Raw genomic sequence first — 18629 nt, forward strand, 5'->3', positions numbered from 1 at the left:
AAACACTACCGCCTTAATGTTCTATTTATTTATTCAGCATTGATTCAAAACGAATCACGACTCTGCACCTTTCCACTGCAGTTGTAATGCGTGCAGGGCGCGTGTGGTTGCCTCATTGCATATATTATATCCGGCTTTGCCATTCACGGCTGATGTCAGTTGGCCTGCATCAAGCAGACGTAAATCAGTATCACTGAAACCTGCTTCGGCAAACAGGCGTGATATCCAGCTTCCTAAACCTTGTAACCGGGAAATACGAACAATGCGTATCAATTCATTGCAACGCTCAACAGTGACCTGATTGCCGGTGGCCTCAGAGAGCTCCTGCGCATTTTCCTCGCCAATGCCATCAACAGGCTTGCATAGCAGCTTGAAAATCACCCATTCGCTTTCAGACAGGAAATCGCGGTCTTCATGTAGAGGGAATGTGCCCGGAAATGCTTTTACATTATTCATTTATTCACCCGATGGTTTGCTTTTCTGGTTGTGGATACCATTGCTAATCAGGCGCGGATGCTACGTGGTGCTATCATCTGTGCAAGCTGGAACGAAGATGTAATTGGATGTTGATTTCGATAGACTACCATCAGTCTCATCGGCATCATTTACAACGCAACAGTTTGATTGGAATGATGGCAATAGCTAATAAAAGGAGGCGTTATTATGCGCTGGTCTGATATTCATGCTGCGGATAGTTCAGTATTCACCAGGAAAAAGATTACCGTGGTCGGAGCGGGTAATGTCGGTGCAACGGCTGCATTTCTGGCTGCAACGCAAGAACTTGCCAATATTGTATTGATCGATGTGGTTGAAGGAATACCACAGGGTAAGGCGCTGGATATGCGAGGATCCTCTCCCATTCTGCGTTTCGATTCATCAGTGACTGGCACTAACGATTATGCAGATACAGCAAATTCCGATCTGGTGATTATCACGGCAGGCATTGCCAGGAAGCCGGGCATGAGCCGCGATGATCTGCTTGCGATTAATGCTGGCATTGTTGCTGATGTCACACGTAATATTGTTAAGCATTCGCCCGATTGCATTATTCTGGTTGTAACCAATCCGCTGGATGCGATGGTTTATACGGCCCTTCGTGTGTCAGGCTTCCCCAAACATCGAGTAATCGGTATGGCCGGTGTGCTTGATTCAGCTCGCATGAGATCATTTATTGCGGATGAGTTGGAAGTCTCGATCAATAATGTGACTGCTTTTGTGTTAGGGGGGCATGGAGATACCATGGTTCCACTGCCTCGCTATTCTACGGTGGCAGGCATTCCTGTCACAGAATTGATCAGTGAGCAACGTATGAAGGAAATTTGTGAGCGCACAGCCGATGGTGGTGCGGAAGTAGTACGTTATCTGAAGACCGGTTCTGCATTTTATGCGCCTGCAGCATCTGTCGTACAGATGGCTGAAGCTATTATCAGGGATAATAAACGGGTTCTGCCTTGCTGTGCTTATCTGGAAGGTGAGTATGGCATGAATGGCTATTATCTGGGAGTGCCATGCAAACTTGGCGCGGGTGGTCTTGAAGCCATTATTGAGCTGGACCTGACTGAAGATGAGCAATCAGGCCTGTTGCGGTCCATGGAAGCAGTGGCAGATCTGGTCAAGGTTATTGATGAACTTGGGCTCTATTGAAGAAAGTCTGGCCACAGTTCATCCTTTGCATTCTATTCTATGGTCCATCGGACGCACCACCTGCATCGATAAGTATACGAGGAGTCAGTATTGAACATTCATGAATATCAGGCTAAAGCCATTCTGGCTGAATTCGGTGTGCCTGTTCCCCGTGGTGCTTTGGCGCTTAGCGTTGATGAGGCTGTAGCAGCTGCACAAACCCTTGATACTTCAGTCTGGGTCGTAAAAGCACAGATTCATGCCGGTGGTCGTGGAAAAGCCGGTGGGGTCCGCGTTTGCAAGTCTCTGGATGAAGTGAGAGAAGCTGCAGGTGCACTTCTGGATTCTGTGCTGGTGACGAAACAGACCGGTGATGCAGGCAAGCAAGTGAACCGGCTATATGTCGAGGAAGGTCTGGATATAGCACGTGAATTTTATCTCAGTCTGCTGGTGGATCGTGAAACAGAAAAGATCGCATTTGTAGCCAGTCCGGCTGGTGGTATGGATATCGAAGAGGTAGCTGAAAAGAGTCCGGACAAGATTCTTACTCTTTCCATTGCGGCTGATCATGTCAGTGACGATGAAAGCCATGCAATAGCCAGCTTTTTGGGGCTTGAAGGAGCACAGATCAAAGCATGTGCTGAACTTTTGTCAGAACTTCATAGTACATTTTGCCAGAAAGATGCCGCTATGCTGGAATTGAATCCGTTAATTCTTACCGGCACCGGAGATCTGCTGGCACTGGATGCCAAGTTTGTCGCTGATGATAATGCACTTTACCGTCACCCTGAAATTATGGACCTGCGTGATGTGGATGAAGAAGATCCACGTGAAATTGAAGCATCCAGATTCGGCCTGAATTATATTGCATTGGACGGTCATATTGGCTGTATGGTCAATGGTGCAGGCTTGGCTATGGCAACAATGGATATTATTCAGCTGAAAGGCGACAAGCCGGCTAACTTCCTTGATGTTGGTGGAGGTGTAACAGTCGATACCGTGTGTGAGGCGTTTAAGCTGCTGTTCAGCGATGCTCATGTGAAAGCAGTGCTGGTGAATATCTTTGGCGGCATTGTGCGCTGTGATGTGATTGCCAGAGGTCTTCTGGAGGCGATAAAAACACATCCGATGAATGTGCCTGTAGTGATGCGACTGGTTGGTACCAATGAGCAAGAGGGGCGCAAACTGGTGAAAGATGCCGGGCTGGATGTACGTTGGGCAGAAGATCTAGATCAGGCAGCAGAATTCGCAGTTGCAGCTGCTGGGGAGCGATAAGATGGCGGTCTTACTTGATAAAAACACACGTGTGATCTGCCAGGGCTTTACGGGTAAACAGGGAAGCTTTCATTCCAGTCAAATGATTGAATATGGCACCTGTTTTGTGGGCGGCGTCACTCCGGGCAAGGGTGGACAGACCCATCTTGACAGGCCCGTGTTTAACTCTGTTGCCGATGCGGTAGATCGGGAAGGGGCAGATGCAACTGTGATCTTTGTGCCACCACGTTTTGCGGCAGATGCCATTGTGGAGGCCGCCGATGCAGGCATCCAACTGATAGCCTGTATAACCGAAGGAATTCCTGTTCTCGATATGTTGAAGGTAAAAGAGAGCATTGCAGGTAGAGACTGTGTCCTGATAGGCCCGAATTGCCCGGGTATTATCACACCCGGAGAAGCCAAGATCGGTATTATGCCCGGCCATATTCACAAGCCGGGTCGGGTTGGGGTGATATCCCGTTCGGGCACACTGACCTATGAAGCGGTTGATCAGCTTACCCAGACAGGTCTTGGTCAGTCGACTTGTATCGGTATGGGCGGCGACCCTGTTCATGGTATGGATTTTATTGATGCGCTAAAACTGTTTGAAGCTGATGAGCAGACTGAAGGTGTTGTGCTCATTGGTGAAATTGGTGGTTCGGATGAAGAGCATGCCGCGCAATATATTCGCGAACATATTGCGAAACCTGTGGTTGCTTTCATTGCCGGAGCGACAGCGCCGAAAGGAAAACGTATGGGGCACGCCGGTGCGATTATCTCAGGTGGAAAGGGAACCGCAGATGCCAAGTTTTCCGCTCTGGAGGCGGCCGGAGTAAGCGTTGAGCGAAACCCCACACTGCTTGGTCAGCGTATGCTGGAACTGCTCAGTTAACTTGCTTTTCAGGTCGTTTTTGCTGAGGCGCGCTGCAAGCTGATAAAAGCCCTTTATCCAACGATCCGTAAGGCCCCATCGAAAGCGTAGCTTTGGGTGGGGATATAATGCTCTCACTACCTGTTGAAATGAATCTCAGCGTGGTGTACGATCGTACACTATGCAGGTTTTGAAAGCATATAAATTCAGGCTTGAGCCAACGGAAGATCAGAAGCATTTATTTGCCGAATTCGCTGGATGCCGAAGATTTCTCTGGAACAAAATGCTTTTCATGAATCTGCAGCGACTAAAGGACAAGCAGCCGATCATACGGTATCACGAGGCCGCCTGGTGGTTAACTCTCTGGAAGAAATCGGATGAGTTTGGCTTTCTGGCGCAAGCTCAATCGCAAGTCCTGCAGCAGTGCCTCAAGGATTTGGACCGGGCTTTCAGCGATGGGTTTGATCGCAAGCAGCCATTAAAACGTATGCCTCAATTCAAACGGAAAGGCTTAGGTGACTCATTCCGTTTTCCACAATCTGTCCGGATTGAAGGAGACCGCGTCTTTCTCCCTAAGGTCGGAATAGTGCGGTTTCGTGAGTCACGATCCATTAAAGGGTTAATACGAAGTGCGACCGTTTCTCGCAGAGGAAAGCACTGGTTTGTATCCATCCTGACGGCGATTGAAGTTGATGAACCTGTCCACGAATCTTCAACGGCAACCGGCATTGACCGGGGTGTGGTGAATCTTGCAACGCTGTCCGACGGCTCAGTTTTTGAAGGTTCGAAACCACTCAAACGATTGTCGAAAAAGTTAGCCAGAGAGCAGCGGAGACTTGCTCGCAAAACCAAGTTTTCCAACAACTGGAAAAAGCAGCGCGAACGTATCACTCGCCTGTATATCAAAATCGCAGATGCCCGGAATGACGCAATCCACAAAGCAACAACGATCATCAGCAAAAACCACGCGGTGACCGTGCTCGAAGATTTGCGTACCAAAAACATGACAGCATCTGCAAAAGGCTCAGTCGATGAGCCAGGCACCAGCGTCCGGCAGAAAGCAGGACTCAACCGCTCAATTCTCGATATGGGGTGGTTCGAGTTCGGACAACAATTGGGCTACAAACAGCAGTGGCGCGGTGGTCAGGTGATCCTGATCAATCCGCGTAATACATCTCGGAAATGCTCAACCTGTGAATTCACCGATAAAGGAAACCGCATAACTCAGGAGCAGTTCTCATGCACGGCCTGTGGCCATGCCGAAAACGCAGATCTAAACGCTGCAAAAAACATTCTGGCGGCAGGGCTTGCCGCTACTGCCTGTGGAGGGATAGGCGGTCAAGCTCCCTATGAAGCAGGAACCCGAGGCGCAGTAATGCAGTCTCTCCCGTTAGCTGCATAAGCGGTTTTGGGGAATCCTTGTCCTGAACGAAGTGAAGGTAGGGGAGGATGTCAATGTTGTCTTGATTCTTCCAGATGTTTTTTTCTGGCTTCTTCAATGTCTCTGCGGGTTTCAATCTCTTTCCTGATCCATTCAGGTATTTTTTCTTCCCTGGCTGCAGAGGTTAAGCGAGTGACGAGCGAATTGTCCTTGCATAACTTGCGCACCTCAGCGGTCTGCCCAGCACCCTGACCAAATAGTTTCATATAAGTCTCAGAATTCAGTTTCTCATGAGATAGTTTATAGATACTGATCCAGCGGATAGAGGCAGCATCTTTACATGCCTGAGTGGGGTTTTTCGGTCCTTCAGACTCTGGCGGAATATTTTCCCTGACTGTCTGTTGTTCGGATGAATCTGGTTCAGGAATACCCGGGGCAGGATCAGTTTTGGGCTGCTCAGCTTCTGGAGCCAATAAACCTTCATCCTTGAGTTTTTCTTCCTCTGATGGTGCGGATTCTTCTTTTTTGCTCTCTGGTGCAGCTGGACCTATGCCTTTGGCAAATGGATCAAAGTCCGGAATAAGTGGTTGAATGGTTTTGCTGTTTTGTTTGCTTTCAGAGGCTTGAAACAACTCTGGATTATTGAAAAAAAGAAACCCAACAATGGCGGTGATAATCAGCGTGATGACCAGGACTGAGGTGATAATCAGCTGCGTGTTGAGTCGTTTTTTCCCGGTTGCAGATTTCTTGTTTTTCTTGTTTTTCTTGTTACTACGCTTTTCTTTTGCTGGTTCTGATGCTTTTGAAGGTTTTTTTACTCCTTCTGACTGAACCGTTTCTTCAACTGCTTTGTTTTGCTCTGCGGCTTGATTTTTTTCTGGTTTGTTTGCTGCCGTGTTTTTGCGGGGTCGTTGTTGAACGATTATTTCAAAGGGCTCTTTACACTGCTTGCAGCGAATTTTTTTGCCGACAGATGCTTTGATCGTGTCGTTTGCAGCATATTTTTTTTCACAATGCGGACATTGTATGTATTCCAAATCAGGCTCCTGCAGTTATTCTAGAAAGTTCAATACAAGAGTGACATCAAGATTTGTGCCAGTTTTAAGGCAGAGGTGGTTGATGGCTGAAATATTCTCTTCGAATTGACTACAGATTCTGTGCTTGTGGAAAATCATGCTATACTCCATTTACTATTTCGGATTTCAGGAGTTGCTTATGAAAAAGGTGTTGATCGGCGTTGTGGGATTAGGACTTATCATTGTTGGTGGTCTGTTTTTTGTGCTCTCCAATCTTGACGGTATGGTGAAAGATGCCATTCAGGTGTATGGCTCGGATGCGACAAAAACCAGAGTGACAGTATCCGATGTGAAAATTGTGCTTGAAGATGGTAAGGCCTCGATTTCCGGCCTGAATGTTGGCAATCCAGCAGGTTTCTCTGATCCGAATATTTTTGAGCTTGGCAATATCACAACCAATATTGATACATCGACCATCCGACAAAATCCAATTGTTATCGATGAAATTCTCATTAGTGCGCCGGCTGTGGTATATGAAATCAATAAGGCAGGTGTTTCCAATGTTGATGTGTTGAAGAAAAGCCTCGGCTCTGGCGGTAGCAGCAGCTCTTCTTCCAGTAGTAGTGGCGAAGAGCTGAAAATGATTATCAAGCGACTGGTTGTGGAGGGTTCAACTGCCAAAGTACGAATCGCGGCTCTTGGTGATCAGCAGCAGACAGTGAAACTGCCAAAAATTGTGATGCGTGATGTTGGTCAGAAGAGTGGCGGGGCGACAGCAGCAGAGGTGGCTCAGCAACTCTCTTCTAAACTCCTTGGCAATGTAAAAGGCTCAGTTGCCAGACTAGGTGTGAATAAATACCTCGGAAAATCTGCTGATGCATTTAAAACACAGGCGCTGGATAAGGTCGGTGGCGCAGGCGGTGCTGTTGGTGGTGGTGCCGGAGGTGCCCTTAAAGGCTTGTTAGGCAAATAGTCGGGTAGAAGGAGGAAGGGCTGAGAAGCAAAACTTCTCAGCCTTTTTTATTGTTGTTTCCAGTATTGTTGTTTGAGCCAGTCGGGGTTCAAGTTATCCAGTATGGAGCATGGCGAGGAGTGATCTGCAAGCCAGCCGGATAGTGCTACCAGTTCAGTTTCATCAAGAAGTGCAATATTATTGCGTTGTAATTCGGCCATGAGCTGAGCGGGGTTTAATTCAGGCAGCGCTAGCAATTGACACGTTAGGTTTGATCTTCTCACTTCAGATCCATCTGCATGAATCAGGTGGTGATCAAGCACCTGTTCACACACGCAAAGCAGGCTCATGTTTTGTCGTTCCTGAATGCTGTTCAGGGCCTGGAAGAATGTTGTATTGTATCCACCTGCGATGGCTTGGCTGTTTCTGATTTCATCAAAATTGTGCAGGATGAGTAAGGTCTGACAGGCTTTCTGAGTCATGCCATCAAGTAGTTCGGCAAGATTATCATTACCTGTGTTGATACACCCGTTCTGTGATGCGAGTTCCCCACAAAAAGCTTTGAAATTGGAGCAGTAGTCCCGCATGTTCACGTGAAAGATTTGCATGATGTCTGGTAAAATATCACGCAAATCTTTCAGGGTTCGTCTTCGCCCTTGCCCGTGTGGGCTGAGTAGATTGATGGACTGACCTTTGAGCAGTTGTTCTGCCAGACTCAGTGTGAACTCAGGTCTTAATAGAGAGTCAGATGGTTTTGTATGCATCGAGGTTTATATCTATTTCACCAGGCTGAGGGCGTTGCAGGTATGCAAGCCCTCAGCTTGGTGTGTAGAATGTATCAGTGTTTAGTCTGTTGTTTACGGTTAACTTCATATGCTGCTGCAAAATTAATCGGGTCCAGCAGCAGTGGCATGAAACCACCATCAACTGTCAGTTGACTGATGATTTGGCGGGTATACGGGAAAATCATGGTCGGGCAATCAACGTTAATAAGTACATCGATATGCTCTTCAGGGATATTTTTCAGGTAAAACAGGCCAGCCTGTTCCACTTCAATTTCAAATCTTACCTGATTATCCTGTTCTGTATCACGTGCCACAATCGAAGCCTTTAAGGATACTTCCCAGTGATCCTCATCAATTTGTCGGTTTTCCATCTTCATGTTCATCTCAATATTTGGCTGAGGGTTTTGGATGGTGAAAACCATGGGCGCGTTTGGATTCTCAAATGAGATATCCTTTATATACAGTTTCTGTAAGCTGAAAACAGGTGTGTCATCAGTTGGAGTTGTTGCGATTTCAGTCATAATTTCCTCATCTATAAGGTAGACCACATACGCGAAGCAAAGCTGCGGTGTGTGGCTGCCGTTTTTCTAAACATGTATCAGTAGCCTATATTTGGAGCCAGCCACTTCTCGGCCTCATTCAGGCTCATGCCTTTACGTTGGGCATAATCCGCCACCTGATCCTTGTTGATCTTGCCTACGGTGAAGTAGTGGGCTTCGGGATTAGCAAAGTAGAGACCTGAAACTGCAGCTGCAGGCATCATAGCAAATGAGTCAGTCAATTTCATGCCGATATTCTCTTCTACTTCGAGAAGATTCCAAAGTGTACCTTTTTCAGTGTGCTCAGGGCATGCCGGGTAACCGGCGGCAGGGCGGATGCCCTGATATTTCTCTTTGATCAGATCCTGATAATAGGATTCACCAGTTGCGGCCTCTTCCGACGTCGTGTCTCGCGCGGCACTTGTACGTCCATGTACTTCGGTCGCTTCCAACGTCGTGTCTCCCGCGGCACTTGTACGTCCATGTACTTCGTATCCCCAGTGTTTCGTGCGAACATCTTTGTGCAGCATTTCAGCCAAAGCTTCTGCCAGGCGATCAGCCAAAACTTTGATCATAATGGCTGCATAATCATCTTGTTCTGCTTCGAATGCCTTGGCTTTTTCCTCTGCTCCGAAGACTCCCACTGCGAAAGCTCCGATATGGTCGTTGGCAGTTGCAATGAAATCAGAGAGGCAGAGGTTTGCGCGGGCATCTTTTTTGTCCTGCTGCTGACGTACAAAGTGAAAACGTGTTGTTTCTTCACCGGCTTCATCATAAATAATGACACTGTCATTATCAGTGGAGCTTGCAGGGAACAGGCCAAATACTGCGCGCGCTTCAAACCAGTTCTCATCAATGATTTTGTCGAGCCAGACTTGCGCTTCGTTGAATAGTTTCTGTGCTTCTTTTCCTTTGTGCGGATCGTTCAGGATACGTGGATAGGCACCATTCAGCTCCCAGGCGGAGAAGAATGGTGTCCAGTCAATATAGTTGCGGATCTCGGAAATGGAGATGTTTTTCAGAACCTGTACACCTGGCGTGGCCGGTGCTGTTGCAATGGTGGCCGGGTTCAACGCGGTTCTGTTTGCACGCGCATCAGCAAGTGAAAGCCAGTCAGTCTGGCTTTGACGGCCCAGATAACGATCGCGTACAGCTTCATATTCCTTTCGGGTTTCACTCACAAACTCATCGTGATTGAGGGCGGAAATCAGATTCTGTGCCACACCTACGGCGCGTGAAGCGTCTTTTACCCAGATTACCGGCTCATCGTATTCAGGCATGATTTTTACAGCCGTATGGGCTTTGGAGGTTGTTGCGCCACCTAACATGACAGGTTTGTTGAAACCAAGACGTTTCATCTCTTTGGCCAGATGCACCATTTCATCCAGTGATGGTGTAATCAGGCCGGAAAGCCCGATGATGTCCACATTGTGTTTTGTCGCTTCTTCCAGGATCCTGGCAGCAGGTACCATGACACCGAGGTCAATGACTTCAAAGTTATTACACTGCAGGACTACGCCGACAATATTCTTGCCGATATCGTGGACATCGCCTTTCACGGTAGCCATCAGTACTTTGCCGTTGGATGAGGATGTTCCTGTAGCTTTTGCCGCTTCGATATAAGGCATCAGCCAGGCCACAGCTTTTTTCATCACACGTGCTGATTTTACCACTTGTGGCAGGAACATCTTGCCATCGCCGAACAGGTCGCCGACAACATTCATGCCGTCCATCAATGGGCCTTCGATGACTTCGATGGGAGAAGGGAACTGCAGTCGAGCTTCTTCAGTATCTTCATCTACATGCGCATCAATGCCTTTGACTAGAGCATGCTCGAGTCTCTTAACCACAGGCCAGCTGCGCCACTCTTCATCCGCTTTTTTAACCTGTTTGCCATCACCACGGTAGTCATCAGCAATATTGAGCAGATTATCGGTTGCGTCAGGGTTCCGGTTGAGTACCACATCTTCAACGGCATCACGCAACGCTTTGGGTAGCTCTTCATAAATTTCAAGCATGCCGGCATTCACAATGCCCATATCCATACCCTGTTTGATGGCGTGATAGAGGAATACGGAATGAATGGCTTCGCGTACCGGATTATTGCCACGGAATGAGAATGATACGTTGGATACACCACCGGAAATCATTGCATGTGGCAGGTTCTTTTTGATCCAGCCTGTTGCTTCAATGAAATCCACTGCGTAATTATTGTGCTCCTCAATGCCTGTGGCGATAGCAAAGATGTTCGGATCGAAGATGATGTCTTCAGGTGGAAAAGCACACTCATCTACCAGAATACGGTAGGAGTTTTCGCAAATTTCAATCTTGCGTTCAAAAGTATCTGCCTGACCTTCTTCATCAAAGGCCATGACCACAACTGCAGCACCGTATTTTGCCAGCAGCTTAGCATGATGAACGAAAGCATCCCTGCCTTCTTTCATGGAAATCGAGTTGACGACCCCTTTACCTTGAATGCATTTCAGCCCGGCTTCGATAATTTCCCATTTGGAGGAGTCGATCATCACGGGTACACGTGAGATATCCGGTTCGGAGGCAATCAGGTTGAGGAAGGTGACCATGGCCTGTTTGCCATCCAGCATGGCTTCGTCCATATTGATGTCGATGATCTGAGCACCATTTTCCACCTGCTCACGACAGACGCTCAGCGCTTTGTCGTACTCTCCATTAAGGATCAGGCGTTTGAATATCGCTGAACCGGTAACATTGGCACGTTCGCCTACATTTACGAACAGGCTATTGCTGTCGATGTGTAGAGGTTCGAGCCCTGAAAGGCGACACATGACTTCCCGCTGTGGGGCAGGGCGGGGAGCAATACCTTCTACTGCCTGTGCCATTGCACGAATGTGATCAGGGCCGGTTCCGCAGCAGCCGCCGATAATGTTCAAAAAACCTGATTCAGCCCACTCTTTAATCTCGGCAGCCATCTCTTCGGCTGTTTCATCATAGCCTCCCATGGCATTGGGAAGCCCGGCATTCGGATGCGCATTGATGCCGCAGGAAACTGTATCAGAAAGTTCTTCAATATATTGACGTAACTCACCAGCACCCAAGGCACAATTTAGCCCAATGGAAACTGGATTGGCATGTGCGAGAGAGTTGTAAAACGCAGTGGCTGTTTGACCTGAAAGGGTGCGTCCTGAGGCGTCGGTGATGGTGCCGGAGATCATGATCGGTAGCTCTACACCGGCATCTTCAAAATACTGCTTCACTGCGAAAACGGCCGCTTTGGCATTGAGTGTATCGAAGACCGTTTCGATCAGAATGATATCCGCACCGCCGTCAAAAAGCCCGCGAGTCGCCTCGCGATACGTTTCAACCAGTTCATCAAAGGTGATGTTGCGGAAACCCGGATCATTGACATCCGGTGAGAGAGAACAGGTGCGTGAAGTAGGGCCCAGAACGCCGGCAACAAAGCGCGGTCTTTCAGGCGTGGCTATCGCGTCACATGCTTCACGTGCAGCTTTTGCGCCAGCCAGATTCAATTCATAAACCAGCGATTCCATACCGTAGTCGGCCATAGATGCCGAGTTGGCATTAAACGTGTTAGTCTCAATGATGTCAGAGCCGGCTTCCAGGTAAGCCGTATGAATTTCACGAATGATCTGGGGCTGGGTAAGCGACAGCAGATCGTTATTGCCTTTCAACTCACTTGGCCACTCAGCAAAGCGTTCACCGCGGTAATCGGCCTCCTGCAAACCATATGACTGGATCATCGTGCCCATGGCACCATCCAGGATCAGGATACGTTCTTTCATATGTTGTTGGAAAAGGTCAGCTCTGTTCATGGCGCAGCACACTAGCAGCATGCTTGACTCGGAGAAACGTTGAAGTGATTCATTTTGTAAATCAGTTATTTAGATTTCTAACGTTATGGGTAGATTGCAGTCCACACTTCTCAAGTTCTGTGGCCTGCATGGCTTATGTGATGGTTGATTGAGTAAGTCGTATATCTCAATATCTAAAGGAGTAAGAGTGGCCAAAGTTCTTGTTACAGGAGTTGCTGGATTTATCGGAGCCCATTTAGCTGTTTGCCTGCTTGAACGGGGTGATGAAGTGATTGGATTGGATAACTTCAATGACTATTACGATGTAAGCTTGAAACAAGCTCGACTTGCGCAATTTTCAGACCACCAGAACTTCCGTCTCGTGAAGATGGATCTTTCTGACCGTGAAGGCATGGAAGCTCTGTTTGCCGATGAGAAGTTCGACAAAGTTGTTAACCTTGCAGCTCAGGCTGGTGTTCGCTATTCGTTACAGAACCCTCATGCATATGTCGACAGTAATATCGTCGGTTTTACCAATATCCTTGAGGGGTGCCGTCATCATGACGTAAAACATCTGGTTTATGCATCATCTTCATCAGTATATGGCGCTAACGAGACCATGCCGTTCTCTGTACATGATAATGTTGACCATCCGGTGTCTCTGTATGCAGCCAGTAAAAAAGCGAATGAGTTGATGGCCCATTCGTATTCACATCTGTATGGAATCCCAACAACTGGCTTGCGTTTTTTTACTGTGTACGGGCCATGGGGCAGGCCAGATATGGCTCCTATTTTGTTCACCAAGGCGATACTGGCAGGTGAGCCAATCAAAGTATTCAATCATGGACAGATGAAACGCGATTTCACCTATATTGATGATATTGTGGAAGGCGTTGTTCGAGTGCTTGATAATATTGTTGAAGGTAATCCTGATTGGGACGGCAAGCAGCCTGATCCGGCTACGAGCAGAGCACCATGGCGGGTTTATAACATAGGTAATTCTACCCCTGTGGCTTTGATGGATTTTATCTCTGCGATTGAGAAAGCACTTGGCGTAGAAGCGAAGAAAAATTTCCTTCCCATGCAGGCTGGTGATGTTCCGGCAACGGCTGCAAATGTTGATGCTTTGATTAATGATGTTGGATTTAGACCCGATACCTCAGTTGAGCAAGGCGTTAGTGAATTCATACAATGGTACCTGGAATACTATAAAAGTTGAGATGGAAATTAATAATACGGGACAAGCGTGTATGTGACCTTTGATGTTGTGAGACGGGATGTGAAAGAATTGCTGTCAGCTTGTGTTATTTTTTACACTGAGCTATAAAGTACTGAATTCTACTGAGCGTGGGAATTCGCCCAGATTTCAGTGGCATGCGAGAATAGTGAGTGGCTGTGTACGAAAAACAACAAATCATGGAGCAAGTGGAAATTAAATGAAGATTGCTATTGCGGGAACCGGTTATGTCGGGCTCTCTAACGCCATGTTGCTTGCGCAGCATAATGAAGTGGTGGCGCTTGATATCGACACTGAAAAGGTTGCAATGCTTAACAATAAGCAATCACCTATCGCTGATGATGAGATCGAAACCTTTCTGAAAGAGAAAGATCTTCGCTTTCGCGCCACACTCGACAAAAGAGAAGCATATGTTGATGCCGATTATGTCATCATTGCAACACCGACCGATTATGATCCCGAGAACAATAGCTTTAACACGGGTTCCGTCGAAGCGGTGATTCAGGATGTAATGAATATAAATCCCGAAGCAGTGATGATTATCAAGTCCACAGTACCCGTAGGTTATACGGCTAAAGCAAGGGCCGGATTCAAGTGCGGCAATTTGATTTTCTCTCCCGAATTTCTGCGTGAAGGTAAGGCTCTTCATGACAACCTGTACCCTTCACGCATTGTTGTGGGAGAGCGCTCCGAGCGAGCAGAATGTTTTGCCGGGTTGCTCAGGCAGGGTGCTATCAAGCAGGATATTGCTACGCTGTTCACGGACTCTACTGAGGCCGAAGCAATCAAACTTTTCGCCAACACCTATCTGGCTATGCGCGTAGCCTATTTCAATGAGTTGGATTCCTATGCTGCAACACATGGCCTTGATTCCAAGCAGGTGATTCAGGGCGTCTGTCTGGACCCCCGCATTGGTGACTTTTATAACAATCCATCCTTTGGATACGGCGGTTACTGCCTGCCCAAGGACACCAAACAGTTGTTGGCCAACTATCAGGATGTGCCTCAAAATCTGATCAATGCCATTGTTGATGCGAATACTACGCGTAAGGATTTTATTGCGGACAGCATCCTTAAGCACAAGCCGAAGGTGGTCGGCATCTATCGACTGATTATGAAGAGTGGTTCCGATAACTTCCGCGCTTCCAGTATTCAAGGTATTATGAAGCGCATCAAGGCAAAAGGCGTTGAGGTTGTCATTTATGAACCGGCATTAGACGACAAGAGTTTTTTCAACTCACGTGTTATTGCTGATCTGAACGAGTTTAAGCAATCATCTGATGTTATTGTCGCCAACCGTATGTCTAATGATCTTGTTGATGTAAAAAACAAAGTGTTTACACGAGACCTGTTTGGTAGTGATTAGGCATTATTGTCATATCAGGGTAATCTGTGTTGAAATTTTGCTGCAAGCATTCTGGTTTAAGTTCAAATCAGCTTGAGGAATATGTTATGGTGGGTATGGTTCCTGATTATTCTAATTATGGGTGTCTTACCAGTCCCATGCAAATGTTCATTTCGCATTTGAAGTGACAAATGTTTTAGTTCAACAGAAGATACTAGGGGAAATGTCTGTAATGAATTGTTTTAAAATCAACCCATTATCCATGGTTGCGGGAGTGTCTGTCCTGCTGCTTACTGTGATGGCAATTACTACTCCTGCTTTTGCGATTACGCTGACTCCAGATCAGATGCGAATGGCGGCATCTTTACCTGATTCAGATAAAGCAAGGCTAGCCAAGCAAGCTGGGGTCTCCTTGCCTGGTGGTGCTATGAGGGAAGAGGTTCCTCAAGTTCCACCGACAATCATCACTCCGATCAAACTTGAAACTAGTGCAATTGAGAAGTCAGTGCAGGAGCGTTTGAAATTATTAGGTGTAACTGTTGATGAAGCTACTGATGAAGCCACTGATGAAGCAACTGATGAAGCTACTGATGAAGCTACTGATGAAGCTACAAGTGTTGAAGGTATGCTCAGGGCTGATGAGTCACTGAGAAATTCCTGGGGGGCAATACTAAATTCCAAGCAGAAAAGGGTGATTAATGGCAACCTCTCTCAATATGGGTACAATCTGTTTGCGGGTTCTCCTTCCACTTTTGCTCCGGCAACTGAAATACCCGTGCCGCCTGAATATGTGCTGGGTCCAGGGGATGAGCTGAACATTCAGTTCTATGGTAGCAAAGATGAGCGAATTCAGGTTGTAATTGATCGTGAAGGTATAGTTGATTTACCTTCCATAGGTTCCCTAAGTCTGGTTGGTCAGGATTTCCAGCAAGCAAAGGCCTTGATCGCTGAAAAAATCAATCAGCATATGATTGGTGTTACAGGTTCCGTATCGATGGGAAGACTGCGCTCAATGCGTGTGTTTGTTTTGGGTGATGTGAATAATCCGGGTTCATATCTTGTCAGCGGCCTTTCAACTATATCTAATGCCCTGTTTGTGTCCGGTGGAGTGAGTAAGCAGGGCAGCATGCGCCATATTATTCTTAAGCGCACAGGTCGTCCTATTGTTGAGCTGGACTTGTATGATTTTCTTCTAAAAGGTGACAGTAGACAGGATATGCGACTTCAGCCCGGTGATGTTGTCTTCGTCCCCCCTATTGGCGATGTCATAGCTGTGGCCGGTGAGGTTACCAGACCAGGAATTTATGAAGTGAAAAATAGCAAAGCAGCTAACGCTGTGGCTGATGTTCTGCGTCTGGCTGGAGGTAAGCTTGCAACTGCAGATTCCAAACATGCACAGATTGAACGAATAACATCAAAAGGTGATCGAACCCTGTTGAATGTGAATGTCTCAAAAGCTGGTCATTCCACCCGAGTTAAAAATGGGGATATTCTTCTCATTTATCCGGTCCCGGGAGTAGTATCGGATACAATTCTGGTTGAGGGTTATGTAAAACGCCCTGGTGCTTTTGGATTTAAAAGGGGAATGAAGTTATCAGATGTGATTCATTCACAAGATGATCTTCTGCCCAATGCATTCATGGATTACATTATCATCCAACGCGAAGACAGTGTGAGTGGTGAATTGACGATACTGCGTCCACCGCTTGGCAAACTGTTGAAAGATGGATACAAGAGCCTTAATCCTGATTTGAAGCCTGATGATAAGCTGATGGTGTTCTCCAATACAGTTATGAGTCAGTTGGATAGTGTCGTTGTTACTGGTGCAGTCAGGCATCCCGGCAAATTTCCATTGGGTAAAGCCTTGAAGGTTTCAGATCTTGTGCTGGCAGCAGGCGGTCCGTTGGAGAATGCATATTTACAGCAAGCTGAGCTAACTCGGTATGAGGTGATCGAGGGAGAAAAGAGAGTACTCAAGCATAGCCAGTTGGATTTGGCCAAAGCACTTTCCGGAGATGCCTCTGCAGACATTCTGCTTCAGGCTCATGATGTAATCATGGTCCGCACAGTTAGTAACTGGCGAGCACATGAGATGATTGAGTTGAAAGGTGAGTTTCGTTTTCCGGGTACATACACCATTGAAAATGGTGAAACGTTGTCTCAGGTTATAGAGAGAGCCGGTGGCTTAACGGAAGATGCATTTATGTCTGCAGCTTTCTTTTCCAGACAATCAATTCGTGATGAGCAACAGAAAAGGCTTAATGAATATGCAGATAAACTGGAGAGAGAGATAGCGCAAACCGAATCAGCGATTCAATCTATCAATGATCCTAAGATCCTCATGGATAAACAAAAAGGATTGTCAGCGGCACAAGGAGTGCTGGAGAAATTTAGAAACCTCAAACCGGAAGGACGATTGTTGGTTGATATAGATGAAAGGGGGAGGTTGAAAGGCGGATCAACACTAAGTCTTGTGGATGGTGATACCTTATACGTGCCGAAGCGTCCAGATCAGGTGATGGTCATTGGCGAGGTATACAATCAGTCAGCCATGCTTTATCGCAAAAATATGAATAGGGATGACTTTATTGATTTGGCTGGTGGCGTAACCTCTATGGGTGATGAAGAGAGAGTCTATATTGTCAGGGCGAATGGCTATGTCGATTCAGGAAGCGGCTGGAGTAGCAATACGGCCATGTATCCTGGTGATACTATAGTAGTACCACAGAAACTTGAGGTCTTTAATCTGCTTGATGCAACCCTTGATTGGTCGAAAGTCTTGATGCAGATCGGTGTATTTACAGCATCAATGGTTACAGTGGGTATTCTCTGATGACCAAAAAAAACAAACAACAGCATGAAGAGCGGCCTCAGTCACCAGTTCATCAGCCGCAAATTGATCCTCAGATGCTTGCTGCTATGTATGGCATGCAGCAAAATGAGGATGAGATTCATCTTCTTCAATACTGGCGAGCTATCTGGAAAAGGAAGGTGGTAGTTATAGCTGTGTCTTTCATCGCGACTATGCTTGTGGCAGGCTACTCACTTACATTGCCAAATATTTATCGTGCAGACGTGTTGCTTGCTCCAGTCGCAGATGAAGGTGCTAAGAGGGGGCCTTCGTTGGGAGGCCTTGGAAGCCTCGCATCCTTGGCTGGCATTTCACTTGGTGGTGGTGGAAATATTGAAGAGAACCTTGCAGTATTGAAGTCACGTGACTTTTTGTGGAAGTTCATCAAAGCCCAGAAACTTATGCCGATACTGTTTGAAGATGAGTGGGATGAGGCGGTTGAAAAATGGAAAGAGCTTGACCCTGAAGATCAACCAAACAATTGGGATGCTTATCGTCGGTTTACTGAGGTGCTCTCAGTTTCGGTCGACAAAAAATCTAACCTGGTGACCATGAGTATTGAATGGAAAAGTGCGGAGTTGGCATCAGCATGGGTAAATCTTCTGGTGGATCAATTGAATGAACATCTTAGGCAACGTGCAGTTGTAGCAAGTGAAGGCAACCTGAAGTATCTCTATAATGAGTTGGCTCGGACTCAAGTTGAGGATATGCGCAGATCTCTTTTCGAGTTGATTGCTCAAGAGCAAAGAAAAGCAATGCTTGCAAACAGTCGCAAGCAGTTTGCATTTCAGGTTTTAGATGCCGCTGCGCCTCCAGATAACAAGTACAAGCCTAAACGAACTCAATTGGCGCTTCTAGCAGGTATTATATTTGGCTTTCTAGCCATGGTTGGTATACTTATTGCAGAAAGAATACGCAATCGGTGCGATGATGGTCAGTTCTCTCAACGCTGATAAGAATCAGTGATCTCCGGAATTTTTACTTACA

General features: G+C 46.9%; 14 protein-coding genes. 9 read left to right on the top strand and 5 right to left on the bottom strand.

Features of this window, described 5'->3' with window-relative positions:
* Window positions 1-54 precede the first annotated feature (54 nt).
* Window positions 55-456, bottom strand: a complete 402-nt coding sequence (locus MMIC_RS04160; protein ID WP_072659197.1) for a hypothetical protein — start codon at window positions 454-456, stop codon at window positions 55-57.
* A gap of 207 nt (window positions 457-663) precedes the next feature.
* Between MMIC_RS04160 and mdh the strand changes: the two genes are divergently transcribed.
* From mdh to MMIC_RS04180, 4 genes are all read left to right on the top strand, one after another.
* The gene (gene mdh / locus MMIC_RS04165) at window positions 664-1644 is read left to right on the top strand and encodes a malate dehydrogenase (RefSeq protein WP_072659198.1); all 981 of its coding nucleotides are present in this window, start codon (window positions 664-666) and stop codon (window positions 1642-1644) included.
* Between the two features lie 90 nt (window positions 1645-1734).
* Complete coding sequence (gene sucC, locus MMIC_RS04170) at window positions 1735-2898, top strand: ADP-forming succinate--CoA ligase subunit beta (RefSeq protein ID WP_072659199.1); 1164 nt, start codon at window positions 1735-1737, stop codon at window positions 2896-2898.
* 1 nt (window position 2899) lies between these two features.
* Window positions 2900-3769: a succinate--CoA ligase subunit alpha gene (gene sucD / locus MMIC_RS04175; protein WP_072659200.1), complete on the top strand. Its 870-nt coding sequence runs from the start codon at window positions 2900-2902 to the stop codon at window positions 3767-3769.
* A 160-nt stretch (window positions 3770-3929) separates the two neighbouring features.
* Window positions 3930-5150 (top strand): RNA-guided endonuclease InsQ/TnpB family protein, encoded by a 1221-nt coding sequence (locus MMIC_RS04180; protein WP_072659201.1) that lies wholly within the window; start codon window positions 3930-3932, stop codon window positions 5148-5150.
* 50 nt (window positions 5151-5200) lie between these two features.
* Here the strand turns inward: MMIC_RS04180 and MMIC_RS04185 are convergent, their stop codons facing one another.
* The gene (locus MMIC_RS04185) at window positions 5201-6166 is read right to left on the bottom strand and encodes a zinc ribbon domain-containing protein (protein ID WP_072659202.1); all 966 of its coding nucleotides are present in this window, start codon (window positions 6164-6166) and stop codon (window positions 5201-5203) included.
* Window positions 6167-6344: 178 nt separating this feature from the next.
* Between MMIC_RS04185 and MMIC_RS04190 the strand changes: the two genes are divergently transcribed.
* Window positions 6345-7118 (top strand): AsmA family protein, encoded by a 774-nt coding sequence (locus tag MMIC_RS04190; RefSeq protein ID WP_072659203.1) that lies wholly within the window; start codon window positions 6345-6347, stop codon window positions 7116-7118.
* Between the two features lie 47 nt (window positions 7119-7165).
* Here MMIC_RS04190 and MMIC_RS04195 read toward each other — a convergent pair whose 3' ends face one another.
* The 3 genes from MMIC_RS04195 to metH form a co-directional block, all read right to left on the bottom strand.
* Window positions 7166-7861 carry a hypothetical protein gene (locus tag MMIC_RS04195; protein ID WP_072659204.1) on the bottom strand — a complete coding sequence of 232 codons (696 nt, stop codon included), beginning with the start codon at window positions 7859-7861 and terminating at the stop codon, window positions 7166-7168.
* Between the two features lie 74 nt (window positions 7862-7935).
* Window positions 7936-8403, bottom strand: coding sequence for a protein-export chaperone SecB (gene secB / locus MMIC_RS04200; RefSeq protein WP_072659205.1), 468 nt, complete (start codon window positions 8401-8403; stop codon window positions 7936-7938).
* Between the two features lie 77 nt (window positions 8404-8480).
* A complete protein-coding gene (gene metH, locus MMIC_RS04205; RefSeq protein ID WP_072659206.1) occupies window positions 8481-12230 on the bottom strand; it encodes a methionine synthase in 3750 nt (1249 codons plus the stop codon).
* A 187-nt stretch (window positions 12231-12417) separates the two neighbouring features.
* On the opposite strand from metH, the gene MMIC_RS04210 reads away from it, so the two are divergent.
* The 4 genes from MMIC_RS04210 to MMIC_RS04225 all read left to right on the top strand — a co-directional run bounded on the left by MMIC_RS04210 (window position 12418) and on the right by MMIC_RS04225 (window position 18595).
* Entirely contained in the window at window positions 12418-13428 is a 1011-nt protein-coding gene (locus tag MMIC_RS04210) for an NAD-dependent epimerase (RefSeq protein WP_072659207.1), read from the top strand.
* Between the two features lie 217 nt (window positions 13429-13645).
* Window positions 13646-14812: a nucleotide sugar dehydrogenase gene (locus tag MMIC_RS04215; protein WP_072659208.1), complete on the top strand. Its 1167-nt coding sequence runs from the start codon at window positions 13646-13648 to the stop codon at window positions 14810-14812.
* A gap of 211 nt (window positions 14813-15023) precedes the next feature.
* Window positions 15024-17624 (top strand): SLBB domain-containing protein, encoded by a 2601-nt coding sequence (locus MMIC_RS04220; protein ID WP_072659209.1) that lies wholly within the window; start codon window positions 15024-15026, stop codon window positions 17622-17624.
* A complete protein-coding gene (locus MMIC_RS04225) occupies window positions 17624-18595 on the top strand; it encodes a Wzz/FepE/Etk N-terminal domain-containing protein (protein ID WP_072659210.1) in 972 nt (323 codons plus the stop codon). The genes MMIC_RS04220 and MMIC_RS04225 overlap by 1 nt, the downstream gene beginning before the upstream one ends.
* The last annotated feature ends 34 nt before the right edge of the window (window positions 18596-18629 follow it).

Origin of the sequence: Mariprofundus micogutta, assembly GCF_001895085.1 — a bacterium.
Lineage (GTDB): Bacteria > Pseudomonadota > Zetaproteobacteria > Mariprofundales > Mariprofundaceae > Mariprofundus > Mariprofundus micogutta.